The organism is Polaromonas sp. P1_E12 (genome assembly GCF_056405975.1).
Genome location: NZ_JBFUBB010000007.1, coordinates 17,786 through 42,539 on the forward strand (window position 1 = coordinate 17,786; position 24,754 = coordinate 42,539).

At 60.9% G+C, this 24,754-nt stretch carries 21 protein-coding genes; 18 read left to right on the plus strand and 3 right to left on the minus strand.

From position 1 onward, the window contains the following. Positions 1-23: 23 nt before the first annotated feature. The 3 genes from AC1D13_RS18290 to AC1D13_RS18300 form a co-directional block, all read right to left on the minus strand. Positions 24-1,565: an NAD(P)H-hydrate dehydratase gene (locus AC1D13_RS18290; protein ID WP_477690052.1), complete on the minus strand. Its 1,542-nt coding sequence runs from the start codon at positions 1,563-1,565 to the stop codon at positions 24-26. 71 nt (positions 1,566-1,636) lie between these two features. After that, on the minus strand, positions 1,637-2,896 hold the full coding sequence (locus tag AC1D13_RS18295; RefSeq protein ID WP_477665851.1) for a D-amino acid dehydrogenase: 1,260 nt from the start codon (positions 2,894-2,896) through the stop codon (positions 1,637-1,639). A 121-nt stretch (positions 2,897-3,017) separates the two neighbouring features. Beyond that, positions 3,018-4,361, minus strand: a complete 1,344-nt coding sequence (locus AC1D13_RS18300; RefSeq protein WP_477665852.1) for an amidase — start codon at positions 4,359-4,361, stop codon at positions 3,018-3,020. 162 nt (positions 4,362-4,523) lie between these two features. Between AC1D13_RS18300 and rpsB the strand changes: the two genes are divergently transcribed. The 18 genes from rpsB to carB all read left to right on the plus strand — a co-directional run bounded on the left by rpsB (position 4,524) and on the right by carB (position 24,713). Further along, a complete protein-coding gene (gene rpsB, locus AC1D13_RS18305; RefSeq protein WP_457280556.1) occupies positions 4,524-5,276 on the plus strand; it encodes a 30S ribosomal protein S2 in 753 nt (250 codons plus the stop codon). A 126-nt stretch (positions 5,277-5,402) separates the two neighbouring features. Next, complete coding sequence (gene tsf / locus AC1D13_RS18310; protein ID WP_457280557.1) at positions 5,403-6,317, plus strand: translation elongation factor Ts; 915 nt, start codon at positions 5,403-5,405, stop codon at positions 6,315-6,317. Between the two features lie 61 nt (positions 6,318-6,378). After that, a complete protein-coding gene (gene pyrH / locus AC1D13_RS18315) occupies positions 6,379-7,089 on the plus strand; it encodes a UMP kinase (protein ID WP_036838012.1) in 711 nt (236 codons plus the stop codon). 52 nt (positions 7,090-7,141) lie between these two features. Then, the gene (frr, locus tag AC1D13_RS18320) at positions 7,142-7,702 is read left to right on the plus strand and encodes a ribosome recycling factor (protein ID WP_457280558.1); all 561 of its coding nucleotides are present in this window, start codon (positions 7,142-7,144) and stop codon (positions 7,700-7,702) included. A 26-nt stretch (positions 7,703-7,728) separates the two neighbouring features. Beyond that, positions 7,729-8,469 carry a polyprenyl diphosphate synthase gene (uppS, locus tag AC1D13_RS18325; RefSeq protein ID WP_457280559.1) on the plus strand — a complete coding sequence of 247 codons (741 nt, stop codon included), beginning with the start codon at positions 7,729-7,731 and terminating at the stop codon, positions 8,467-8,469. Further along, entirely contained in the window at positions 8,469-9,329 is an 861-nt protein-coding gene (locus AC1D13_RS18330; RefSeq protein ID WP_457280560.1) for a phosphatidate cytidylyltransferase, read from the plus strand. Before uppS ends, AC1D13_RS18330 begins: the two co-directional genes overlap by 1 nt. Before the next feature lie 13 nt (positions 9,330-9,342). After that, on the plus strand, positions 9,343-10,530 hold the full coding sequence (gene ispC / locus AC1D13_RS18335; protein WP_457280561.1) for a 1-deoxy-D-xylulose-5-phosphate reductoisomerase: 1,188 nt from the start codon (positions 9,343-9,345) through the stop codon (positions 10,528-10,530). 1 nt (position 10,531) lies between these two features. Further along, the gene (gene rseP / locus AC1D13_RS18340; RefSeq protein ID WP_457280562.1) at positions 10,532-11,905 is read left to right on the plus strand and encodes an RIP metalloprotease RseP; all 1,374 of its coding nucleotides are present in this window, start codon (positions 10,532-10,534) and stop codon (positions 11,903-11,905) included. A 13-nt stretch (positions 11,906-11,918) separates the two neighbouring features. Further along, the gene (gene bamA / locus AC1D13_RS18345) at positions 11,919-14,216 is read left to right on the plus strand and encodes an outer membrane protein assembly factor BamA (RefSeq protein WP_457280563.1); all 2,298 of its coding nucleotides are present in this window, start codon (positions 11,919-11,921) and stop codon (positions 14,214-14,216) included. Further along, positions 14,216-14,722: an OmpH/Skp family outer membrane protein gene (locus tag AC1D13_RS18350; RefSeq protein ID WP_457280564.1), complete on the plus strand. Its 507-nt coding sequence runs from the start codon at positions 14,216-14,218 to the stop codon at positions 14,720-14,722. The genes bamA and AC1D13_RS18350 overlap by 1 nt, the downstream gene beginning before the upstream one ends. Before the next feature lie 48 nt (positions 14,723-14,770). Then, positions 14,771-15,835, plus strand: coding sequence for a UDP-3-O-(3-hydroxymyristoyl)glucosamine N-acyltransferase (gene lpxD / locus AC1D13_RS18355; protein ID WP_457280565.1), 1,065 nt, complete (start codon positions 14,771-14,773; stop codon positions 15,833-15,835). Beyond that, complete coding sequence (gene fabZ, locus AC1D13_RS18360; protein WP_457280566.1) at positions 15,832-16,272, plus strand: 3-hydroxyacyl-ACP dehydratase FabZ; 441 nt, start codon at positions 15,832-15,834, stop codon at positions 16,270-16,272. The genes lpxD and fabZ overlap by 4 nt, the downstream gene beginning before the upstream one ends. A 155-nt stretch (positions 16,273-16,427) precedes the next feature. Then, positions 16,428-17,222 (plus strand): acyl-ACP--UDP-N-acetylglucosamine O-acyltransferase, encoded by a 795-nt coding sequence (lpxA, locus tag AC1D13_RS18365; RefSeq protein WP_457280567.1) that lies wholly within the window; start codon positions 16,428-16,430, stop codon positions 17,220-17,222. Between the two features lie 92 nt (positions 17,223-17,314). Beyond that, positions 17,315-18,451 carry a lipid-A-disaccharide synthase gene (lpxB, locus tag AC1D13_RS18370; RefSeq protein ID WP_457280568.1) on the plus strand — a complete coding sequence of 379 codons (1,137 nt, stop codon included), beginning with the start codon at positions 17,315-17,317 and terminating at the stop codon, positions 18,449-18,451. After that, entirely contained in the window at positions 18,423-19,040 is a 618-nt protein-coding gene (gene rnhB / locus AC1D13_RS18375) for a ribonuclease HII (protein ID WP_477665853.1), read from the plus strand. The genes lpxB and rnhB overlap by 29 nt, the downstream gene beginning before the upstream one ends. After that, a complete protein-coding gene (locus AC1D13_RS18380; protein ID WP_457280570.1) occupies positions 19,037-19,828 on the plus strand; it encodes a TrmH family RNA methyltransferase in 792 nt (263 codons plus the stop codon). The genes rnhB and AC1D13_RS18380 overlap by 4 nt, the downstream gene beginning before the upstream one ends. A gap of 470 nt (positions 19,829-20,298) precedes the next feature. After that, positions 20,299-21,483, plus strand: a complete 1,185-nt coding sequence (gene carA, locus AC1D13_RS18385) for a glutamine-hydrolyzing carbamoyl-phosphate synthase small subunit (RefSeq protein ID WP_477690053.1) — start codon at positions 20,299-20,301, stop codon at positions 21,481-21,483. After that, complete coding sequence (gene carB / locus AC1D13_RS18390; RefSeq protein ID WP_457280572.1) at positions 21,483-24,713, plus strand: carbamoyl-phosphate synthase large subunit; 3,231 nt, start codon at positions 21,483-21,485, stop codon at positions 24,711-24,713. The genes carA and carB overlap by 1 nt, the downstream gene beginning before the upstream one ends. Positions 24,714-24,754 lie beyond the last annotated feature (41 nt).

Genomic DNA, 24,754 nt, shown 5'->3' on the forward strand with positions numbered 1-24,754 from the left:
TCATCTGCCATCTGCCGCGCAGGTCACTTGTGATGGCCTTGTGCACGGGCCAGTTCCGACGCCGTCAGGGCCATACCCGGGGCCTGGGCGGCCCAGTCATCGGCCAGGCGGCCATGTGCAAACACGGCGCTGCAGGCGGCGTCGAAAGCCTCCAGCCCGGCCGCCAGCCGTGCGCCCACCATGCCCGCCAGCACGTCGCCGGTGCCGGCCGTGGCCAGCAGGGCGTTGCCGGTGCTGTTGATGGCGCTGCTGCGGCCCGGCGCCGCGATCACCGTTCCTGAGCCCTTGAGCACCACCACACACTGAAACCGTTCGGCAAGCTGCCGGGCCGAAGCCAGCCGGTCGGATTGAACCGCGGCCGCTGTGGTTCCGGCCAGCCGGGCGGCTTCCAGCGGGTGCGGTGTCAGCACCGTGCGGTAGCCGCGGCCGTGACGTGCAATGAGCTGCGCCTGGAACTGCGTGTCCCCTGCAATGGCATTGAGCGCATCGGCATCCAGCACCAGCCGCCTGGCTGTCGACAGCACCCTGGCCAGCATGGCCCTGACGGCCTCGCCGCCGCCGCAGCCGCACACCACCACCTGCTGTGCGAGGTCCAGCGCCTCGGGCGCGCGGAACATCAGCTCCGGTTGTTGCGGGTCGACTGCGATGGTTGGCTTGCCGAGCAGCGCCACAAATACCCGGCCGGTGCCGGCATGCAGGGCGGCCCGCGCCGCCAGCAGCGCGGCGCCCGCCATATGGCTGTGGGCGGCGGACTCTCCCCCGAGCACGGCCACGTCACCAAAGCTGCCTTTGTGGCTGGCATGCGCGTTGGCTGACCGGGGCGGCTGGCCGGCCCGGTCGGCGCCCAGCAACCAGGCGTCGGTCTGGCCTGGTGTTGCAGCCTGCGTCTCATGGACGCCAAGATCGTTAAACCAGACCTGGCCCGCCCAATCCCGGCCGCCGGCGGTGAACAGCCCCGGCTTCAAGGTTAAAAGGCTTAAGGTAAAAATGGCCGTAGCGTCCGGTGAATGGGCGCAAGCAGCTATCAAATGTGTAGCAGACCCGGTGTCCGCGTCCAGGCCGGTCGGCACGTCCACCGCCAGCCGCGGCGCACTGCCGGCTTGCATTCGCGCCAGCCACTCCAGGATTAAGGCCGTGCCTGGGCGCTCAGGGTCCAGCGCGCCGCCTATGCCCAACAGGGCGTCGATGCAGAAATCAAAATCATCGGGCGGTTGCGCCGCCATGGGCACGCCCGCGGCGATGGCGCGCTCGCGCGAGGCATGGGCGTCGCGCGGCAGGCTGGTTTTTCCGGCGGGCAGGCCGGTCCAGGTTACGACCACTGTTTTGCCCCATTGGTGCAGATGCATGGCGGCCTCAAAACCGTCGCCGCCGTTATTGCCTGGCCCGCAGGCGATCCAGATGCGCTGCGCATGCGGCGCCAGGGCCAGCGCCAGGCGCGCCACCGAGAGGCCGGCTCGCTGCATCAGCGTGTGGGGCGGCAGCCCGGCGGCGGCATGCCGTTCAAGTTCACGCGAGGCCGCCACACTGTGAAGTGGCTCGCTGCGGGCGCTGGAAATTTTTCGCATGGCCCGATTGTGCGGCCCCGCAAAGTAAAAAGCCCGGCAGGCCGGGCTTTGGGCGTAGCCGCGGGGTGGTTTCAGCCCAGGCGGGCGATGCCCAGGCCTTCCATGTCGATGTCCGCGCTTTTGCCGGCCATCAGGTCGACCAGCGCCCGCGCGCTGCCGCAGCTGAGGGCCCAGCCGCTGGAGCCATGCCCCAGGTTGAGCCAGAGGCCGGGAATGCCGCTGTCGCCGATGATGGGCGGACCGTCGGGGAGCATGGGCCGGGCGCCTTTCCATTCCTGCACGCTGGCGCCGGTGTTGGAGAGCTGGGCCGCACCCGGGAACCAGTCGTGCAGCACCTTGTACAGCGTCTGGATGGACGATGCCCGTTTGCTTTCAAGCGTGCCGCCGATTTCGGCGCTGCCCGCCACGCGCACGCGGTTGCCCAGGCGGGAAATCGCGACCTTGTAGCGCTCGTCCATCAGTGCGCTGCGTGGTGCGTTCAGCGGTTCGCGGATCGGCGCGCTGATGGAGTAACCATAAACCGCTGCCATGGGAATCTTCAGGCCCAGCGGCCTCAGGAGTTCCGCAGACGCCAGGCCGGCGCACATGACCACATGGTCGAAGCCGCGGGGGCTGGCTTCGCCTGCTATCAAAATACTAGCTGGTTGCGCCCGTTCCAATTGGGCTACAGCCGTATTGAATTCAAAATTAACGCCGATGCGCTGGGCTTCGTTCTTCAGCAGCAGGGCAAACTGGCGGCAATTGGCCACCTCGTCGTTCGGCAGGTGCACTGCGCCCAGGAAGTCGGTGTCGGGGCTCAGTGCCGGCTCGATCTTGCGCACCTCGTCGGGGCCGATCTCCTTGAATACCACGCCGGCGTCGCGCAGCACGGCCAGGCCCGGCTGCACCAGCTTCGCGTCTTTTTCAGAGCGCAGCAGCACCATGTAGCCGGGGCTGCCGTCGTACTCGAGCTCCAGTTCGGCCGTCAGGTGGTGCAGCCTTTCGCGGCTGTAAAAAGCCAGGCGCTGCATGCGCGCGCGGTTGGCCAGATAGGTTTCGAGCTTGCAGGCGCGAAACCATTTCCACATCCAGGCCAGGTCGCGGGCCGACAGTGGCAGGCCGAGCTTGACCGGCGCGTGGCGGCTGAAAAGATGGCTGATGACCTTGCCCGGCATGCCGGGGGCAGCCCAGGGCGTGACGTAGCCGGGCGCTACCAGGCCGGCGTTGGCAAAGCTGGTTTCCTCGGCCGCCGCGCCGCGCCGTTCGAAGACGGTGACCTCGTGGCCGTCCAGGGCCAGCTCGTAAGCGGTGGTGATGCCGATGATGCCGGCGCCAATGACGGCAACCCTCATGCGAGGCTCCCGCGGTCATGTGGGGCAGGCACGGGGCGCGGGGCTGGGGAGATGTTTTTGTACATTTTTATAAGAAAAAGGCTTTGAAGCCAATAGGAATGAGCGCGAGCAGCTATCGTTTTTATAGCGAATTCGACAGGGCGGTCTCCACCTGCAGGGCCAGGTCCAGCACCGCGTCGTCATGCAACGCCGCATGCCAGAGCATCAGGCCCACGGGCAACTGGCCGGGTGTGTGACAAGGCAGGGAAATGGCGCAACCGTCGAGCATGTTCACCACGGAGGTGTTGCGCAGCAGCAGGCCGTTGACCCGGAAAAATTCGGCATCGTCATCCAGCACACCGGTGATCGGCGGCGCGACGATGGGGACGGTGGGCGAGAGCACGGCGTCAAAGCCTTGCAGGCATGTTTCCATGTGGGCCACCCAGGCCTTGCGGGCGGCCAGCAGGTCGATGTAGTCGGCCGCGCTCATGCCGGCGCCGCGCAGGATGCGCAAGGCCACGCGCGGGTCGTATTCGGCCTGGTGTCTGGTGATCAGCGTTCGGTGCCAGGCATAACTTTCCGCCGCCGAAAGGCCGCCGGTGGCATTGATGGCGGCCAGCTCGCCGATCTCTTCCAGGTCGATTTCTTCAATATGCGCGCCCGCCTGGCGAAGGATTCGCAGGCTGCGCCCAAACGCCTCGGCGACGGTGTTGTCCAGGTGGTCCTGCATCACGGTGCGGGCAACGGCCAGGCGACAGGAGGCGAGAGGTTTGCCGGCCAGTTGGACCTTGCGTGCCGCCAGGACCTCATGCACGGTGACTGCGTCGCGCACTGAACGGGTCAGGGCGCACACGGTGTCCAGGCTGGTGGACAAGGGTAGGGCGCCTTGCGTGGGCACCAGGCGCGCGGTGCTTTTGAAGCCGACGATGCCGCAAAGCGCCGCCGGGATACGGATCGATCCGCCGGTGTCGGAGCCGAGCCCGACCAGTGCCGCACCCGTGGCCACCGAGACTGCCGCACCGGAGGACGAGCCCCCGGGAATACGCGCCACCTTCGGGTCGGCCGGGTTGACGGGTGTGCCGTAGTGCGGGTTGATGCCGACGCCGGAGAAGGCGAACTCGACCATGTTGGTACGCCCCATGAACGTGGCGCCGGCAGCGCGCAGACGTGCCACGGCAGGGCAATCTTCTGCGGCAGGCGCGGCGCCTGCCAGTACGGTGGATCCGGCTGCGGTGGTGTGGCCTGCCACGTCGAACAGGTCCTTGACCGATACCGGGATACCGGCAAGCGGAAGGCCTGCAGCGTTCGAAACGGGGTTTTCCGCCGTTCCGGCGAGGTTTGGGCTCCCCGGCATGAAAACGTGGCGGCAGGCGTCACTTTGGGCCGTGGCCAGGGCCTGTTCGAAAACCCGCTGGGGGGAGGTCTGACCGGCGGTCATGGCCTGGCGAGTGGCATCGAGGTCGCCTGAGGGGGGTATCTGGCTCATGGGTCAGGAGGGTGTTATACTCGACAGGCTTTGCAAATGACGATTTTGTTGTTTGCAAGGCAAATCGCAAATCAGCCACTCAAGGTGTTGCCCCGGAAATCTCGAAAGAGGCCAACGGGACGATAAGCGCTGATTTTAGACACAACCTTTTGGAGTATTCCTATGTCGACCACTATGCGCGAAATGCTGGAAGCAGGCGTTCATTTCGGACACCAAACCCGCTTCTGGGACCCCAAGATGGCCCCTTACATCTTCGGCCATCGCAACCGTATTCACATCATCAACCTGGAAAAGTCGCTTCCGATGTACCAGGAAGCGATGAAGTTCGCGAAGCAGCTGTCTGCCAACCGCGGCACCATCCTGATGGTAGGCACCAAGCGCCAGGCTCGCGACATCGTCGCCACCGAAGCCAAGCGCGCCGGTGTTCCCTATGTTGACCAGCGCTGGCTGGGCGGCATGCTGACCAACTTCAAGACGGTCAAGACTTCCATCAAGCGCCTGAAGGAAATGAAGGCCCAGCAGGAAGCCGGCCTTGATTCCATCAGCAAAAAAGAACAGCTCACCTTCAAGCGCGAAATCGAAAAGCTTGAAAAAGACATCGGCGGCATTCAGGACATGAACGCCCTGCCGGACGCCATTTTCGTGATCGACGTGGGCTTCCACAAAATCGCGATCCTGGAAGCCAAGAAACTCGGCATTCCCCTGATCGGCGTGGTTGACTCCAACCACTCGCCTATCGGCATCGACTACGTGATCCCCGGCAATGACGACTCCTCCAAGGCTGTCGCCCTGTACGCCCGCGGTATCGCCGACGCGATCATCGAAGGCCGCGCCAATGCCGTGAACGACGTCGTCAAGGCGGTTTCGGCTGAGAGCTCGGATGAGTTCGTGGAAGTGGAAAACGCAGCCGCCTGATAGTTTTCGGCTCTGCGCCAGACGCGAAAAAGGGGCTCGCGTAGCCCCTTTTTCACAACCTAACGAAAAGCTGGGTGCGAATTGATCGCTTCCAGCGTGTCAAAAACGACAAACGGAGAAACAAAGATGGCAATTACTGCAAGCATGGTCGCTGAACTGCGCGCCAAGACCGACGCCCCCATGATGGAGTGCAAGAAAGCACTGACCGAAGCTGAAGGCAACTTCGAAAAAGCCGAAGAAATCCTGCGCGTCAAGCTCGGCAGCAAGGCCGGCAAGGCCGCTTCCCGCGTCACCGCCGAAGGCGTTGTGGCTGCGCACCGCGAAGGCGATGTGGGCGCGCTGGTGGAAATCAATTGCGAAACCGACTTCGTGACCAAGAACGACAGCTTCCTGGCCTTCACCAAGGCAGTGGTCGAAGGGATTGTCAAGAACAACCCGGCCGACGTGGAAGCTGTTGGCGCCATGCCTTTGTCGCTTGACGGCTTTGGCCCGACGGTCGAAGACGTGCGCAAGGGCCTGATCGGCAAGATCGGCGAAAACATGAGCGTGCGCCGCTTCAAGCGTTTCTCGGGCAGCAAGCTGGCCTCTTACCTGCACGGCACGCGTATCGGCGTAGTCGTGGAGTTTGAAGGCGACGAAGCCGCAGCCAAGGATGTCGCCATGCATGTGGCCGCGATGAAGCCCGTGTCCCTGTCCAGCGCTGAAGTTCCCGCCGAACTGGTCGCCAAGGAGCGCTCGGTTGCTGCAGCCAAGGCCGCTGAAGATGCCGCCAAGGCACAGGCTGAAGGCAAGGCCGTCCAGTCCGCTGAAATTGTTGCAAAGCGTATCGAAGGTGGCGTGCAGAAGTACCTGAAGGAAGTCAGCCTGTACAACCAGACTTTCGTCAAGAACGACAAGCAGACCGTCGAGCAAATGCTCAAGGAAAAAGCGACAACGATCAAGTCTTTCACGCTGTATGTCGTGGGTGAAGGCATTGAGAAAAAGGTGGACGATTTCGCTGCCGAAGTCGCCGCCCAGGTCGCCGCAGCCAAGGCTGCTTGAGCATTTCAGTCCAGCCGGAAGGCCGCTAAACTTCAGACAACCCAACAAAGAAAGCTCTCACATGCCAGCCTACAAGCGAATCTTGTTAAAACTGTCAGGTGAGGCCTTGATGGGGGATGATGCCTTTGGCATCAACCGCGCGACCATCGTGCGCATGGTGGAAGAGATTGCCGAAGTCACCCGCATGGGTGTCGAAGTGGCGGTCGTGATCGGCGGCGGCAACATTTTTCGCGGTGTGGCCGGCGGTTCCGTCGGCATGGACCGCGCCACCGCCGACTACATGGGCATGCTGGCCACCGTGATGAACGCGCTCGCCTTGGGCGACACGATGGACAAGGCCGGGCTGATCGCTCGCGTAATGTCGGCCATCGGCATTGAGCGCGTGGTCGAGCCTTATGTTCGTCCCAAAGCCCTGCAGTACCTCGAAGAAGGCAAGGTCGTCATCTTCGCGGCCGGCACCGGCAACCCGTTTTTCACCACCGATACGGCAGCCGCATTGCGCGGCGCTGAGATCGGCGCTGAGATCGTGCTGAAGGCCACCAAGGTCGACGGTGTGTACACTGCGGACCCCAAGAAAGACCCGAAAGCCACGCGCTACACCAACATCACGTTTGATGAAGCCATGGGCAAAAACCTCGAGGTCATGGATGCCACCGCTTTTGCGCTGTGCCGTGACCAGAAGCTGCCCATCAAGGTGTTCAGTATTTTCAAGCATGGTGCGCTCAAGCGCGTCGTGCAGGGCGAGGACGAGGGAACCCTGGTTCACGTCTGAGCCTCCTGTCCCAGCTTGTTCTTTTTCGCTATAAAAATCCGGAGATTCGACCATGAGCATTGTTGAAGTCAAGCAGCAGGCAGAGCAAAAGATGCAGCAGTCCATTGACTCGTTCAAAAATGGCCTGACCAAGATCCGCACTGGCCGCGCCAACCCCGGTTTGCTCGATACCGTGCATGTTGATTATTACGGCTCCATGGTGCCGATCAGCCAGGTGGCCAATGTGTCGCTGCTCGACGCCCGCACCATCAGCGTCTCGCCCTGGGAAAAAGGCATGGGCGCCAAGATCGAAAAGGCCATCCGTGATTCAGACCTGGGACTCAATCCGGCCGCGCAGGGTGACCTGATCCGCGTGCCCATGCCGGCCATGACCGAAGAGCGCCGTCGCGAACTTACCAAAGTCGTGCGCGCCGAAGGGGAGCACGCCAAAGTGGCTATTCGCAACCTGCGCCGCGATGCCAATGATGGCGTCAAGAAACTCGTCAAGGACAAGCTCGCTTCTGAAGACGACGAACGCCGTTCGCAGGACGATATCCAGAAGTTCACGGATCGTTTCATTGCCGAAGTCGACAAACTGGTCGCCGGCAAGGAACAAGACATCATGGCGGTTTGACGCCTCGTCGTCTGGCCTGATTCACCATGGCCACCGCCCATCCCATAGTCCCGCACCACGTTGCCATCGTTATGGATGGCAATGGTCGCTGGGCGACCAAACGGTTTTTACCCCGCATTGCGGGCCACAAGCAGGGCGTTGATTCGCTCAGCCGCTGCGTTCGCGCATGCCTGGACCGCGGCATCGGCGTCCTCACGGTTTTCGCTTTTTCTTCCGAGAACTGGAACCGGCCGGCTGAAGAGGTGTCCGGGCTGATGGAGTTGCTTGCCTATTCTCTTTCCAAGGAAGTCCCCAGCCTGAATGCCAACGGCGTGCAACTGCGTTTTGTCGGAGACCGCCTGCGGCTTTCCGAGAAAGTCCAGGCAGGGCTGGCGCAAGCTGAGCTCGACACCTCCACCAACCAACGGCTGGTTTTTAATGTGTGCTTCAACTACGGCGGCCGCTGGGATATTGCCCAGGCTGCCAACAGATTGGCCAGCCGCGGTGAAGCCATTACCGAGCTGTCGCTGGACAGGGAGATGGCACTGGCGCACGTGCCGGACCCGGATCTGCTGATTCGCACAGGCGGTGAGTTGCGGATCAGTAATTTTTTGCTGTGGCAGGCAGCTTATTCAGAGCTGCATTTCTCCGACAAGTTGTGGCCTGAATTTGACGAGACGGCGCTGGACGAGGCGATAGCCGTCTTTCGGACTCGCGAACGACGCTTCGGCAAGACCTCCGCCCAGGTCAGCGGCCGCAGCACCAATGAAAATACAAAGGCTGCCTGATGCTTAAACAGCGCGTGATCACAGCGATTGTCCTTCTGGCTATTTTGCTGCCAGCCCTTTTCTACAAGACGCCAGAGCCCTTTTGTGCCGTCGCGCTGCTGTTGATTGCTGCGGGTGCCTGGGAGTGGGGCCGGCTGAATGCACTCGGGCAGGGAGCCTCTGTGGGGCTCGCCGCCGTTTGTGTCGGGCTGTGCGCGCTCGCGTGGTACTTTGGCCTGCTCGTAAAGCCGCTGCCGCTTCTTTGGGCTGCTGCAGGTGCTGCCTGGGTGCTTGCCGGTGGCTGGTTGCTGCGCAATGGCGTGGCGGGCTGGCCGCGCATACCCAAAGTAATTCGCCTTCCAGGGGGGCTGGCTGCGTTGTTGGTCGCCTGGCTGGCTGTGGCACAGGCCCGTGTGGCAGGCATTGACTTTTTGCTGTCCGTTCTGCTGCTGGTCTGGGTGGCCGATATCTTTGCCTACTTTGCGGGTCGCGCCCTGGGAGGCCGGTTCAGCAAGGGCAAGCTGGCTCCTTCAATCAGCCCGGGTAAAAGCTGGGAGGGCGTGTGGGGCGGCATGGCCGGTGTGGTGGCGCTGTCGCTGGCCTGGGTGTGGCTGGGCCGCGCGGGCATTGGCGGTGGCTTCTGGGCTGACGCCACGCTTTACAGCCGGCTGGCTGATCATCACGGCATGGTCGTCATGCTGCTGGCGGTTATTTTCCTGGCCGCCATGAGTGTGGTGGGCGATCTGGTCGAGTCCCTTATCAAGCGCAGTGCCGGGGTGAAAGACTCCAGCGGCCTGTTGCCGGGCCACGGCGGCGTGCTCGACCGGGTCGACGCGCTATTGCCCACACTGCCCCTGGCGATGATGCTGGTTACCCTTTAGGCTTTGCTCCCGTATGTCCTTTGAAAAGCAGCGTGTGACCGTTTTGGGCTCCACGGGGTCCATTGGTGTCAACACGCTTGATGTCATCGCCCGCCACCCTGAGCGCTTTGAGGTGTTTGCCCTCAGCGCGGCAACCCAAACGGACTTGATGCTGGCGCAGTGCGCCCAGTTCAAACCCCAATACGCGGTGATGGCCAGTGAGCCGCATGCCCGTTTGCTGGCGGAGAAGATCAAGGTAAATCAGCTTCCGGTGCAGGTTCTATGGGCGCAAGACGCTCTCGAAATGATAGCGTCACACGAGTTGGTGGATACCGTCATGGCCGCTATTGTGGGCGCTGCCGGGTTAGGCCCATGCGTGGCGGCCGCAAAGGCGGGCAAGCGCCTGCTGCTCGCCAACAAGGAGGCCCTTGTCGTCGGCGGCGAAGTGTTTATGCGGGCGGTTCGTGAAGGGGGTGCCCGGTTGCTACCGATTGACAGTGAGCATTCGGCCATTTTCCAGTCATTGCCCGAAGACCCGGCGGTGTGGCCCCGGCGCATCGAAAAAATCATGCTGACCTCGTCGGGCGGTCCTTTTCGCGCCCGTGATCCGGCAACTCTGCGCGACGTAACGCCCGAGCAGGCCTGCACGCACCCGAATTTTTCGATGGGCCGCAAGATTTCTGTGGATTCGGCCACGATGATGAACAAGGCTTTGGAGGTGATTGAAGCCAAGTACCTGTTTGGTGTCGTGCCGGAGCAGATCGAGGTGGTGATCCATCCGCAGCAAATCATCCATTCGATGGTGCAGTTCCATGACGCATCGGTGATGGCCCAGCTGGGTACGCCGGATATGCGGGTGCCGATTGCCTATGGCTTGTCCTGGCCGGAACGGATCGAAAGCGGCACGGCGCGCCTGGATTTTGCCCGTATGGCCGCCATGACATTCGAGGTCCCGGACTTTCAGCGCTTTCCCTGCCTGCCTTTGGCCTGGGAGAGTTTGCGTGCGCCGCCGGGCACTTGCGTGGTACTGAACGCAGCCAATGAGATTGCTGTTGCGGCCTTTTTGGACCGGCGCATCCGCTTCGACCACATTCATCATGTAAACCATGCAACTTTGGAGGCCGCGGCAGTCTCTCAGGTGGACGATATAGCGGGCTTGCTGGCGCTGGATGAGCAGGCCCGCCGCGTTGCCACTCAAATCACCCAAGGTCTGGAGTCCTGAGATGCTGACACTGGTTTCTTTCGTTGTGACTCTCGGTATCCTGATTGCCGTGCACGAATACGGCCATTACCGCGTCGCAGTGGCGTGTGGCATAAAGGTTCTGAAATTTTCCATCGGATTCGGCAAACCGATTTACACCTGGAAGCTCAAAAACAAGTCGACAGAGTTTTCCATCGGCATGCTGCCTCTGGGCGGCTACGTCAAGATGCTGGATGAGCGTGAGGCCCCGGTGGATCCATCCGAGCGCCATCTGGCTTTTAATACCCAGCCGCTGAAATCGCGGGTTGCCGTGGTGGCCGCAGGCCCGGCCGCCAATTTGCTGCTGGCCATAGTGCTGTATGCCGTGGTCAACTGGAGTGGCTTGCAGGAGCCCAAAGCCATTTTGGCCAGCCCGGTGGCAGGATCGCTTGCCGAAAAGGCTGGCCTGGATGGCGGAGAAACGGTTCAGCAGGCGGCTTTTGAAGGTGACGACCTGGAGGTCGTTCATTCTTTTGAAGACTTGCGCTGGAGGCTCACGCAAGGTGCACTGGATGGTCGCGACCTCACCTTGGTGCTTGGCAGCGATGGCGCAGCGTCAGGGCAGACTGTGCGGTTGCCGCTCAGTACGCTGGGTGCACCCGAAGCAGATGCCGACCTGTTCAGGAAAATTGGCATTCTCGGCCCCTGGACCCGTCCCGTAATTGGTAATGTGATGCCCGGGGGCGCCGCCGAAAAATCCGGACTGCGTGCCGACGATCTCGTGCTTCGCATCGGCGAGACGGCCATTGTGGATGGGCAACAGCTGCGCGAGGTGATACGTACCTCTGCCCGCTCGCCCGGCGCCGGGGCTTCCGTCGTCCCGCAGGCATGGCAAATCAGCCGTGCCGGCGCATCCGTAGTGCTGCAAGTGACGCCTGAGCTCAAGGCGGTGAACGGAGTGATGGTCCCTCGGATTGAAGCCTACGTGGGGTCTCCTCCCGAGTTTGTCACGGTGCGCTACGGCCCTGTCGATGGTTTGTGGCAAGGCGCCGTCCGCACCTGGCAGGTTTCGCTGCTCACACTCAAGATGATTGGGAAAATGGTCATCGGCGAGGCGTCGCTTAAAAACCTGAGTGGCCCGCTCACGATTGCGGACTATGCGGGGAAGTCAGCCAGCCTTGGGTGGAGCAGTTATCTGCTGTTTCTGGCCCTTATCAGCGTGAGCCTTGGCGTCCTGAATTTACTGCCGCTGCCGGTTCTGGATGGGGGGCACCTGATGTATTATCTTTGGGAGGGGATCACCGGCCGGGGCGTGTCCGACGCCTGGATGGACCGGTTGCAGCGCGGTGGCGTTGCTATCCTGCTGGGCATGATGTGCGTTGCCCTGTTTAACGATGTCACCCGGCTTTTGGGCTAATTCCTTACATTTCATGCAAAAACAAATAAATCGCTTCAAAGTTCGTGCAGTTTGCGCTATCGCCGCCGGTCTTTTTGCAGCCAGTTCGGCTTGGGCCGTTGACCCTTTCACGGTGCGTGATATCCGGGTTGAAGGCTTGCAGCGCGTTGAGCCCGGAACCATTTTTGCCTCCTTGCCCTTTCGGGTCGGCGAAACCTATAACGACGACAAGGGTTCCACCGCCATTCGTGCGCTGTTTGGGCTGGGTCTGTTCAAGGACGTGCGGCTTGAAGTCAGTGGCGACGTATTGGTGGTGATCGTTGAAGAGCGTCCCACCGTTGCTGACGTGGACTTTGTGGGTGCCAAGGAGTTCGACAAGGACGCGCTCAAGAAGGCACTCCGCGAGGCCGGTGTTGCGGATGGCCAGCCGTTCGACAAGGCGCTCGCCGACAAGGCGGAGCAGGAGCTCAAGCGCCAGTACATCAACAAGAGCCTGTACGGCGTTGAAATTGTCACCACAGTCACGCCGATCGAACGCAATCGGGTCAACCTGACTTTCAGTGTGACCGAAGGCGATGTCGCGAAGATCAAGGAAATCCACATTACAGGCAACAAGGCGTTCAGCGAGTCAACCCTCCTGAGCCTCTTTGACCTTGATACAGGGGGCTGGCTCAGCTGGTACACCAAGTCGGATCGCTACTCGCGCACCAAGCTCAACGCCGACATTGAAACGCTGCGCTCCTACTACCTTTCGCGGGGCTACCTCGAGTTCAAGATCGACTCTACCCAGGTTGCGATTTCCCCGGACAAACAAAGCATTGCCATCACCGTCAACGTGACCGAGGGCGAGCGTTTTGTGGTTTCGGGCGTCAAGCTTGAAGGCAACTACCTGAACAAGGAAGAAGAATTCAAGACTTTGGTGAAAATCACGCCTGGTGAGGCCTACAACGCGGACGAGGTCGCTGAAACGACCAAGGCGTTCAGCGACTATTTCGGTACTTTTGGCTACGCTTTTGCCCGCGTCGAAGCGGTGCCGGAAATTGACCGTGTCAATAACCGCGTGGCATTTGTGCTTCAGGCAGAACCATCCCGCCGTGCTTATGTGCGGCGCATCAACGTGGCCGGAAACAATCGCACGCGCGATGAAGTTGTGCGTCGCGAGTTCCGCCAGTTTGAGTCGTCCTGGTACGACGGCGACAAAATCCGGCTTTCCCGCGACCGTGTCGACCGTCTGGGTTTCTTTACCGATGTGAATGTAGAAACGCAGGAAGTGACCGGTACAAACGACCAGGTCGACATTACGGTGAACGTGGTTGAAAAACCAACCGGTAATTTGCAGCTTGGTGCGGGGTATTCCAGCGCGGACAGCCTCTCACTGGTATTCGGTATCAAGCAGGAAAACGTTTTTGGCTCCGGCAACTACCTGGGCGTTGAAGTCAACACCAGCAAGTCAAACCGCCAGATTGTGCTCAGCACCATTGACCCATATTTCACGGCCGACGGTATTTCGCGCACCATTGATGTCTATGACCGTACGTCGAAGCCGACCTCGGGCCAAGGTGGTGACTACAGCCTGAAAACGCGTGGTGCAAGCATTCGTTTCGGTGTTCCGTTTACCGAGAACGACACGGTTTATTTTGGTACTGGCTACGAGCAATTGACGATTGTGCCGGGTACCAATTTGCCGGTCAGTTATCTGAACTATGCGAACCAGTTTGGCTATAAAAGCAACTCGATTCCGTTGACCGTGGGCTGGTCGCGCGACAGCCGCGACAGCGCGCTGGTGCCTACCTCGGGCCTGTACCAGCGTGTGTACGGTGATTGGGGTGTTGCCGGCGATATTAAATTTGTGCGAGCCAATTACCAGGCTCAAAAATACATTCCACTCAACAAGCAGTTCACGATTGCGCTTAACGGCGAGTTTGGCTGGGGTAAAGGCCTGAGTGGCCAGCCCTATCCGCTCTTCAAGAACTACTATTCAGGCGGCCTGGGTTCCGTGCGCGGATTTGAGCAGGGCTCACTGGGCCCGCGCGATGCGTCTGATCTCGCTATCGGTGGTCCGAAGAAGCTCACGCTCAATGCCGAACTCATTGCGCCGTTTCCTGGTGCGGGCAATGACCGTACCTTGCGCCTTTATGGGTTTGTGGACGCAGGCAACGTTTTTGGTGAGAATGAACGTTTCCGTGTGAATGACCTGCGGGCCTCCACAGGTATTGGTATCAGCTGGATTTCCCCAGTGGGGCCCTTGCGCATCGCTATTGCGACGCCGCTGCGCAAAATGCCAGGCGATAGAATAGAGCGGTTGCAATTCCAAATTGGTACATCTTTCTAATGAAGCATTTTTCAATCAAAATTTTCCTGGGCGTTGCCATTGCACTGGCGGGTTTCTCCGCAAGTGCGCAGGAGTTCAAGGTCGGGATTGTCAACCTTGACCGGATTTTCCGGGAAGCCAATTCCGCGAAAGCCGCCCAAACCAAACTCGAGCAGGAATTCAGCAAGCGTGAAAAAGAGCTGAACGATCTGGCGACCCAGCTGAAAACACTCTCCGACAAGTTTGAGCGTGAAGCCCCAACGCTTGCCGAGAGTCAGCGCGTTTCACGGCAAAAGCAGCTTGTTGACCAGGATCGGGACTTCCAGCGCAAGCGCCGTGAGTTTCAGGAAGACCTGAACACCCGCAAAAATGAAGAGCTCCAGCAAGTCATCGAACGCGCCAACAAAGTTGTGAAGACGCTGGCTGAGACGGAAAAGTACGACCTGATTCTCCAGGAATCGGTCTATGTCAATCCCAAGCATGACATCACCGACAAGGTGATCAAGGCGTTGAACGCTTCCCGTTGATTGCGGGGTGTTCACCACGATCACCATCGTGAAAATGGCAGGCGCAGTGTGACACTCCGTCTTGCCGATATCGTTGAATCCCTGGCCGGTGCAGTACAGCTCGAACTGGTCGGCGACCCCGGCCTGCAGATAGAGCGGCTCTCCACTTTGGAGGCTGCCGGTCCCGCGGACCTGAGTTTTCTCAGCCACCCCAAATACCTGTCCAAGCTCGCGCAGTCCGAGGCTGTCTGCGTCATTGTGGCGCCCGCCGCGCGCGAGGCCGCAGTCAAGCGGGGCGCCTGCATCGTCACAGACGATCCTTACCACGCTTTTGCGTTGGTCACCCAACTCTGGAAGAGGCGGCATTCCCCGCAGGTGGTTCCGCACATTCACCCCAGTGCCTATGTCGATCCTTCTGCCACTGTGGCGTCCGGCGTTTCGATTGGTGCATTTGCCTGCATCGGCCAAGGCGCGGCGATTGGTGAAAATGCGCGGATTGCGGAGCATTGCGTCGTCGGGCCGCATGCGCAAATCGGCGCGAACACCCGATTGTCGGCGCGCGTGACTGTCGCCGACGGCTGCCGCGTCGGGGAGCGCTGCATCGTACATTCCGGCGCGGTGATCGGCGCCGACGGTTTTGGCTTTGCGTCGCACCAGGGGCAGTGGGTGAAGATCGAGCAACTCGGCGGTGTGCAGATCGGCAATGATGTCGAGATCGGTGCCAACACCTGTATTGACCGCGGTGCGCTGCAGGACACGGTGCTGGAAGATGGTGTGAAGCTCGACAATCTGGTTCAGATCGGCCACAACGTCCGGATTGGCAAACATACCGCCATGGCCGGCTGTGCCGGCGTCGCGGGCAGCGCCACGATTGGTGCGCATTGCACGGTGGGGGGCGGCGCCATTGTGCTGGGCCACCTGACGCTCGCCGATGGTGTGCATGTCTCGGCTGCATCGGTGGTAACCCGATCCATTTTGAAGCCCGGGCATTACACCGGGCTCTTTCCCATCGACGACAATGCTGTCTGGGAAAAAAATGCCGCTACGCTCAAGCAGCTTCATACGCTTCGTGAGCGTCTCAGGGAGGTCGAAAAAGCCATCCTGCACTCAGGACACACTCAAGAAAAATCATGATGGATATCCACCAAATTCTCAAACAGCTGCCGCATCGTTATCCCATCCTGCTGGTGGACCGTGTGCTGGAAATTGAAAAAGGCAAACGCATCAAGGCGCTCAAAAACGTCACGATCAACGAGCCCTTTTTCATGGGGCACTTTCCCCATCACCCGGTGATGCCGGGGGTATTGATACTGGAAGCTATGGCGCAGGCGGCCGCGCTGCTGGCTTTCGAGACGCTGGGCGTCACGCCCGACGACAAGACGGTCTATTACTTCGCCGGTATCGATGGCGCACGCTTCAAGCGCCCCGTTGAACCTGGCGACCAGCTGATCATGGACGTCACACTGGACCGCATGAAGGCCGGCATTTTTAAATTCAAAGGGGTCACCAGGGTAGGTGACACCATTGCCTGCGAAGCCGAATTGATGTGCACCATGCGCACGATCGCGTGAATGGCCCCCACGCTTTTCGCTTCGCGTAATTCGCTGCCCCCCGAGGGGGCTGCTGCGCCTGCGGTCTGGCGGAGCCAGTCCCGCGGCCCCGGTGTGAAGGGGGACTTGCCCATGCGGCTTTTGGCCGACCTATTCGCTGAACAGTTGATTTTGTCATGACGGCTATACATTCCACCGCACTTATTAGTCCGCAAGCCCAGCTCCATGAATCGGTGAGCGTCGGTCCTTATACGGTCATTGGTCCGCACGTGAAGATTGGTGCCGGCACCACCGTGGGCGCCCACTGCGTAATCGAAGGACACACCACCATAGGCCGTGACAACCGGATTTTCCAGTTCAATTCACTGGGTGCAATTCCGCAGGATAAAAAATACGCGGGTGAACCTTGTGAACTGGTGATCGGCGACCGCAACACCATTCGCGAGTTCTGCACCTTCAACATCGGCTCGCCGGGCGACACTGGCGTGACCCGTGTGGGGGATGACAACTGGCTCATGGCCTATGTGCATCTGGCGCACGACTGCGTGGTGGGAAACAACACCATTTTTGCCAACAACACCCAACTGGGTGGCCATGTGCATGTCGGCGACTGGGTGATTCTGGGCGGCTTCACCGTCGCGCACCAGTTCGTGAAAATCGGTGCCCACAGCTTCACCGCCATGTGCTCGCTGCTGTTTGCCGATTTACCGCCTTTTGTCATGGCGCAGGGACAACCGGCCGAGGCGCGCTCCATGAATTTTGAAGGGCTGCGGCGACGGGGCTTTTCACCGGAGCGAATTTCCGCTGTCAAGGCCATGCACAAAGCGCTGTACCGTGACGACCTGACCCTGGACGTATCGCGCGAGCGCATTGCCGCTCTGACGGAAAAGTACCCGGATGCTGCGCCTGACGTGCAGATGATGCTTTCATTTCTGGAGCAAACCTCGCCGCAGCGCGGCATTGTCCGGTAAGACCTATGTCGTTGATGGAGCCAAGCCCTCTGCCAGCCCGTAGAGAGGCAGGCCTCCCCGTTGCGGATTCCCTGAGAGCCCGTTCCCCCTGCGTGGCGATGGTCGCGGGCGAAACCTCTGGAGATTTGCTCGCCGGCCTGCTGCTCGATGGTTTCAAGGCCCGCTGGCCGGCACTGACGTCAAACGGTATCGGCGGCTCACAGATGGCGAGTCGCGGTTTTAACGCCTGGTGGCCCAGTGAAAAGCTCGCGGTACGCGGGTATGTCGAGGTATTGCGGCATTACCGCGAGATTGTCGGCATACGCGAACAACTGAAGCAACGCCTGCTGGATCAGCGCCCAGACCTTTTCCTTGGCATTGATGCACCCGACTTCAATCTTGACCTGGAGGCGGCGCTCAAGGTCCAAGGCATCAAGACCGTGCATTTTGTCAGCCCCTCCATCTGGGCCTGGCGTGCCGACCGTGTTGAAAAGATACGGCGCAGTGTGGACCACGTGCTGTGCATCTTTCCTTTTGAGCCTGCGCTGCTGGCTGCTCATGGCATTGCCGCGACCTATGTGGGGCACCCGCTGGCCAATGTCATACCCCTGCAGCCTGACCGCGCAGCGGCCCGGCGCAAACTGGGTTTGCAGGATGAAGACACCGTGGTGGCCGTTCTTCCCGGCAGCCGGAAATCCGAAATAGAGTACCTCGCTCAACGATTCTTTAAGGCTGCAGCCCTTATTCAACGTGCGCAACCAGCTATCAAATTTATAGTTCCGGCCATTCCCGCGTTGAAGCACATGATTGAACGCCATGCCGACCTGGCAGGAATGAAACCCCATCTGCAGATCATCGAGGGCCAGTCCCACAGTGCACTGGCGGCATGCGATGTAACGCTGATCGCCAGCGGTACCGCCACGCTGGAGGCGGCGCTTTTCAAGCGGCCCATGGTGATCGCCTACAACATGAACTGGCTGTCATGGCAAATCATGCGGCGCAAAAAATTGCAGCCCTGGGTGGGCCTGCCCAATATCCTCTGCCGGGAGTTTGTCGTTCCGGAGCTGCTGCAGGACGCCGCTACGCCTGAGGCGCTGGCAGTGGGCGTGCTGAAATGGGTTGACGCAAAGTCTTCGGCACCTGACAAAATAGCGGCCGTAGAACAACGATTTACTGCGCTGCATGCGGAACTGCAGCGGGACACTTCAAAACTGGCGACAGATGCGATCCAGCAAATTCTTGAAAGCTGAGCAGACACCCTTGTCATGGGATACGCCTGGCCTTGTGGCTGGCGTGGACGAAGCTGGCCGGGGACCGTTGATGGGCCCGGTGGTCGCGGCCGCCGTCATTCTTGATGAGCTCAATCCCATTCAGGGGCTGGCCGACTCCAAGAAGCTCACGGCCGTGCGCCGCGAAAAACTCTATGACGAAATTCGCGCCAAAGCGTTGTGCTGCTCGATTGCGCTGGCAACCGCCGAGGAAATCGACAGCATCAACATCCTGCAGGCCACCATGCTGGCCATGCGGCGCGCGGTAGAGGGCCTGCGCCTCAAGCCCAACAAGGTGCTGGTCGATGGCAACCGGCTGCCGACACTGGTGATCCTGTCCGAGGCCATCGTGGGTGGTGACGCGCTGGTGCCTTCGATTTCCGCTGCGTCGATCCTGGCCAAGGTCTACCGCGACCGTTGGTGTGCGGAGTTCCATCTTGAGTATCCCCAGTACGGATTTGCCGACCATAAAGGCTACGGCACGGCCGAACATCTGGCTGCGTTGCGCGAACACGGCGCCTGTCCCCAGCATCGCAGGTCCTTTGCGCCGGTGGCTGAGGTCTTGCGGTGAGTTCCAGCTTCTCCGGGTCCTCCGGCTCCGCCACGTACATCACTTCGCGCGACAACCCCCTGATCAAAGAGCTGCGCAAACTGTCGCAAGACAGCACCGCGTACCGCAAGCAGGGCCGCGTCTGGCTGGAGGGGGATCATCTATGCCGTGCTGCACTGGCGCGCGGCCTGAAACCTGCCATCGCAGTTTTTTCTGAATCATTTTGGTCTGCAAGTCAGTCTGAATGGGCGCAAGCAGCTATCAAAAACATAGTGATTCCCGATGCAATGCTGCCGGAAATCAGCGGCCTGGAGTCACCCGCGCGCATGGGTTTTGTGATGGATTTGCCGGCGCCCGCCAGCCCGCAACCCCATGCATCCTCGGTCATTCTGGACCGGGTACAGGATGCCGGCAACGTGGGCTCCATCCTGCGCAGCGCGGCGGCCTTTGGGTTTGGCCAGGTTCTCGCCCTCAAGGGCACGGCGGCCCTCTGGTCGCCCAAGGTGCTGCGCGCCGGTATGGGCGCCCACTTTGCACTGCAGCTGGTGGAAGGCCTGGAGCCCGAGGCTCTGGCAGCATTGACCGTGCCCATCGTTGTCACCAGCTCGCACCAGGGCAGCTTTTTGCATCAGCAGAAGTTGCCTATGCCGTGTGCGTGGGCCATGGGCCACGAAGGGCAGGGCGTTAGCGACGACCTCATGAGCCGGGCGGCGCTCAAGGTCCGCATCGACCAGCCGGGGGGCGAGGAGTCTCTTAATGTGGCAGCCGCGGCCGCAATTTGCCTGTACGCAAGTTCGCTGAAGATATAGACCCACCCCCGTCCAGGCTCACTGCGTGTAGCCCGTTCCCCCTTGCAGGGGGCGGCGCCTGGGGCCGGCAAAGCCGGACCCGCGGCCCCCACTGGTGAAATACTCCCCTGCATTCGCCCTGAATCTTCAAGCCAGCATGAGCCGCGGAACCGGCTCTGCCGGGCCGCAGGCGCAGTCCCCTGCAAGGGGAAATGGGCTACACGTAGTGAGCCCGATAGGGGTGTGCCATTTTCGGCTTTGCCGGGCCGCAGGCGGGCGGCCCCCTCGGGGGCAGCGACTCACACGAAGCGGGGGAGCGTGGGGGCCACATCCCTAGGCTATAATCAAGGGCTTTTCAAAACACAGCTTCGCCCGAGCGCAGACAAAGCAAACACCCTCACAAAAGCAGCCAACTAAGGCAGCCAGCAAGAGTCTCCCAGAGACGTTTCTTGTGCACGCTTGGGCGAACCGTAACCAACCCGGAGAACCCAGTGCTTTTGTCTCTACAGGGATCACGCGAAAAATCCCCACACGCCATACTGGCGCTCGCAGACGGCACGGTCTTTATCGGCAATTCCATTGGAGCCGCAGGCTCCACAGTCGGCGAGGTGGTGTTCAACACCGCCATGACCGGCTACCAGGAAATCCTCACGGATCCGAGCTACTGCCAGCAGATCGTCACCCTCACGTACCCACACATCGGCAACTACGGCATCAATGCCGAAGACGTCGAGGCTGAAAAAGTCCACGCCGCCGGCCTGATCATCAAGGACCTGCCGCTGCTGGCCTCGAACTTCCGCATGACCATGACCTTGTCCGAATACCTGGTCAAGGAAAACACCGTCGCCATCGCCGGCATAGACACCCGCCAGCTCACACGCCACCTGCGTACCAAGGGCGCGCAAAACGGGTGCATCCTGGCTTTGCCCGCCGGCGAAGCGGTGAGCCAGCCAGCGATCGAAAAAGCCGTCGCTGCTGCCCGCGGCGCGCCCAGCATGGCCGGCCTGGACCTGGCCAAGGTCGTCTCGGTCAAGCAAACCTACGAATGGACGCAGACCGAGTGGAAACTCGGCGCGGGTTACGGCGTGCAGATCACGCCCAAATTCCATGTCGTGGCTTTCGACTTCGGCGTGAAGAAAAACATCCTGCGCATGATGGCCGAGCGCGGCACGCGCATCACAGTGGTGCCGGCGCAAACGCCTGCAGCCGATGTGCTCAAGCTCAAACCCGATGGCATCTTCCTGGCCAACGGCCCGGGCGACCCTGAGCCATGTGACTACGCGATTAAGGCGGTGCGTGAACTGATCGAAACCGGCATTCCGACTTTCGGCATTTGCCTGGGACACCAGATCATGGCGCTGGCCAGTGGTGCCAAGACCTTCAAGATGAAGTTTGGCCACCACGGTGCCAACCACCCGGTGAAAGACCTGGACAACGGCCGCGTCAGCATCACCAGCCAGAACCACGGTTTTGCGGTCGATGAAAAAAGCCTGCCCGCCAACCTGCGGCCCACGCACATCAGCCTGTTTGACGGCACGCTGCAAGGCCTGGCCCGCACCGACAAGCCAGCGTTCTGCTTCCAGGGCCACCCGGAAGCTTCGCCCGGCCCGCACGATATTTCGTATCTGTTTGATCGTTTCACAGCCCTCATGGAACAGCATGGAGGGAACAAATAATGCCAAAACGTACAGACATCAAATCCGTCCTCATCATCGGCGCCGGCCCCATCATCATCGGCCAGGCTTGCGAGTTCGACTACTCCGGCGTGCAGGCCTGCAAGGCGCTGCGCGAAGAGGGCTACAAGGTCATCCTGATCAACAGCAACCCCGCCACGATCATGACCGACCCGGCCACCGCCGACGTCACCTATATCGAGCCCATCACCTGGCAGACAGTCGAAAAAATCATCGCCAAGGAGCGTCCCGACGCCATCCTGCCGACCATGGGTGGTCAGACTGCGCTCAACTGCGCGCTCGACCTCTGGCACAACGGCGTGCTCGACAAGTACAAGGTCGAGCTGATTGGCGCCAAACCTGAAGCCATCGACAAGGCCGAAGACCGCCTGAAATTCAAGGACGCGATGACCAAGATCGGTTTGGGCTCAGCCCGCTCCGGCATCGCGCACAGCATGGACGAAGCCTGGGCCGTACAGAAGACCGTCGGCTTCCCGACAGTGATCCGCCCCAGCTTCACGCTGGGCGGCACCGGCGGCGGCATTGCCTACAACTCCGAAGAATTCGAAGTGATCTGCAAACGCGGCCTCGAAGCCTCGCCCACCAACGAGCTGTTGATTGAAGAATCACTGCTCGGCTGGAAGGAGTACGAGATGGAAGTTGTGCGTGACACCGCCGACAACTGCATCATCGTCTGCTCGATTGAGAATCTGGATCCGATGGGCGTGCATACCGGTGACTCGATCACCGTGGCACCCGCCCAGACGCTGACCGACAAGGAATACCAGATCCTGCGCAATGCCTCGCTGGCCGTGCTGCGCGAGATCGGGGTGGACACCGGCGGCTCCAACGTGCAGTTCTCCATCAACCCGGTCGATGGCCGCATGGTCGTGATCGAGATGAACCCGCGTGTATCGCGCTCCTCGGCCCTGGCCTCCAAGGCCACGGGTTTCCCGATTGCCAAGGTCGCGGCCAAGTTGGCGGTGGGCTACACGCTCGACGAGCTGCGCAACGAAATCACGGGTGGCGCCACCCCGGCGAGTTTTGAGCCCAGCATCGACTACGTCGTGACCAAAATTCCACGTTTCGCGTTCGAGAAATTCCCGGCCGCCGATTCGCGCCTGACCACGCAGATGAAATCCGTGGGTGAGGTCATGGCCATGGGCCGTACCTTCCAGGAGTCCTTCCAGAAAGCGTTGCGCGGCCTGGAAGTCGGCGTCGACGGCATGAACGAGAAGACGCAAGACCGCGAAGTGCTCGAGAAAGAACTCGGCGCGCCAGGTCCTGACCGCATCTGGTACGTGGGCGATGCTTTCGCCCAGGGTATGAGCGTCGATGAAGTCTTTGCGCTGACCAAGATCGACCCCTGGTTCCTGGTGCAGATCGAGCAAATTGTCAAGATCGAGCTCGAGCTGGAAACCACCTCGCTCGACAAGATCGACGCCGTCACGCTGCGCGCGCTGAAGCAGAAAGGCTTTTCCGACCGTCGCCTGGCCAAGCAACTCAAGACCACCGACACGGCCATCCGCGAAAAGCGCCGTGCGCTGGGCGTGCGCCCGGTCTACAAACGTGTGGACACCTGCGCCGCCGAGTTTGCAACCAACACGGCGTATATGTATTCGACCTACGAGGCCGAAGGCAGCGAGTGCGAAGCTGCGCCGACCGACAAGAAGAAAATCATGGTGCTGGGCGGCGGGCCCAACCGCATCGGGCAGGGCATCGAGTTTGACTACTGCTGCGTACACGCGGCGTTGGCCATGCGTGAAGACGGCTACGAGACCATCATGGTCAACTGCAACCCTGAAACCGTCTCTACCGATTACGACACCTCGGACCGCCTCTACTTCGAGCCGCTGACGCTTGAAGATGTGCTCGAAATCGTCGACAAGGAAAAACCGCTGGGCGTGATCGTCCAGTACGGCGGCCAGACGCCTTTGAAGCTGGCGCTGGACCTCGAAGCCAACGGCGTGCCCATCATCGGCACCTCGCCTGACATGATCGACGCGGCAGAAGACCGCGAACGCTTCCAGAAGCTGCTGCACGAATTGAAGTTGCGCCAGCCGCCCAATGCCACGGCGCGCACTGAACCTGAAGCGCTTGAAAAAGCCGCTGCGCTGGGCTACCCCCTGGTCGTGCGCCCCAGCTATGTGCTGGGTGGCCGCGCCATGGAAATCGTTCACGAACAGCGCGACCTCGAGCGTTACATGCGCGAGGCCGTCAAGGTCAGCCACGATTCACCTGTGCTGCTTGATCGCTTCCTGAACGACGCCATCGAATGCGACGTCGACTGCCTGCGAGACCCCGAAGGCCGCACCTTCATCGGGGGCGTGATGGAGCACATCGAGCAGGCCGGCGTGCACAGCGGTGACTCCGCGTGCTCTTTGCCGCCATATTCCCTGAGCGCCGAAACCGTCACCGAAATCAAGCGCCAGACCGCCGCGATGGCCGAGGCACTGACGGTGGTGGGTCTCATGAACGTGCAGTTCGCGATCCAGAACATTGACGGCAAAGACGTCATCTACGTGCTGGAAGTCAACCCGCGTGCCTCGCGCACGGTACCCTTTGTCAGCAAGGCCACCGGAATACAGCTGGCCAAAGTGGCAGCACGTTGCATGGTGGGCCAGTCGCTGGCTTCGCAAGGCATCAAGGACGAAGTCACGCCGCCTTACTTCAGTGTCAAGGAAGCGGTGTTCCCCTTCGTCAAGTTCCCCGGTGTGGACACGATTCTCGGCCCCGAGATGAAATCCACGGGCGAAGTCATGGGCGTGGGCAAAACTTTCGGCGAAGCCTTCGTGAAGTCCCAGCTCGGCGCGGGCACCAAACTACCAACCTCCGGCAAGGTGTTCCTTACCGTCAAGAACAATGACAAACCGCGTGCCGTGGAAGTCGCGCGCAAGCTGGCGGCCCTGAAGTTTGAAATCGTGGCCACCAAAGGCACTGCGGCCGCCATCCAGGCCGCGGGTATCGCCTGCACCGTGGTCAACAAGGTCACCGAAGGCCGGCCGCACGTGGTGGACATGATCAAGAACAACGAAATCGCCCTGGTCATCAACACGGTGGAAGAGCGGCGCAACGCGATTACCGATTCGCGCCAGATCCGCACATCTGCGCTGCTGGCCCGTGTGACGACCTACACCACCATTGCCGGCGCCGAAGCGGCCGTGGAGGGCATGAAGTACCTGGACAACCTGCCGGTTTATTCCGTGCAGGAGTTGCATGCTCAGCTAGGCTGACAGCCTCACGACCCGGGTTTTTTCCGGATTTCCGCAGGTCC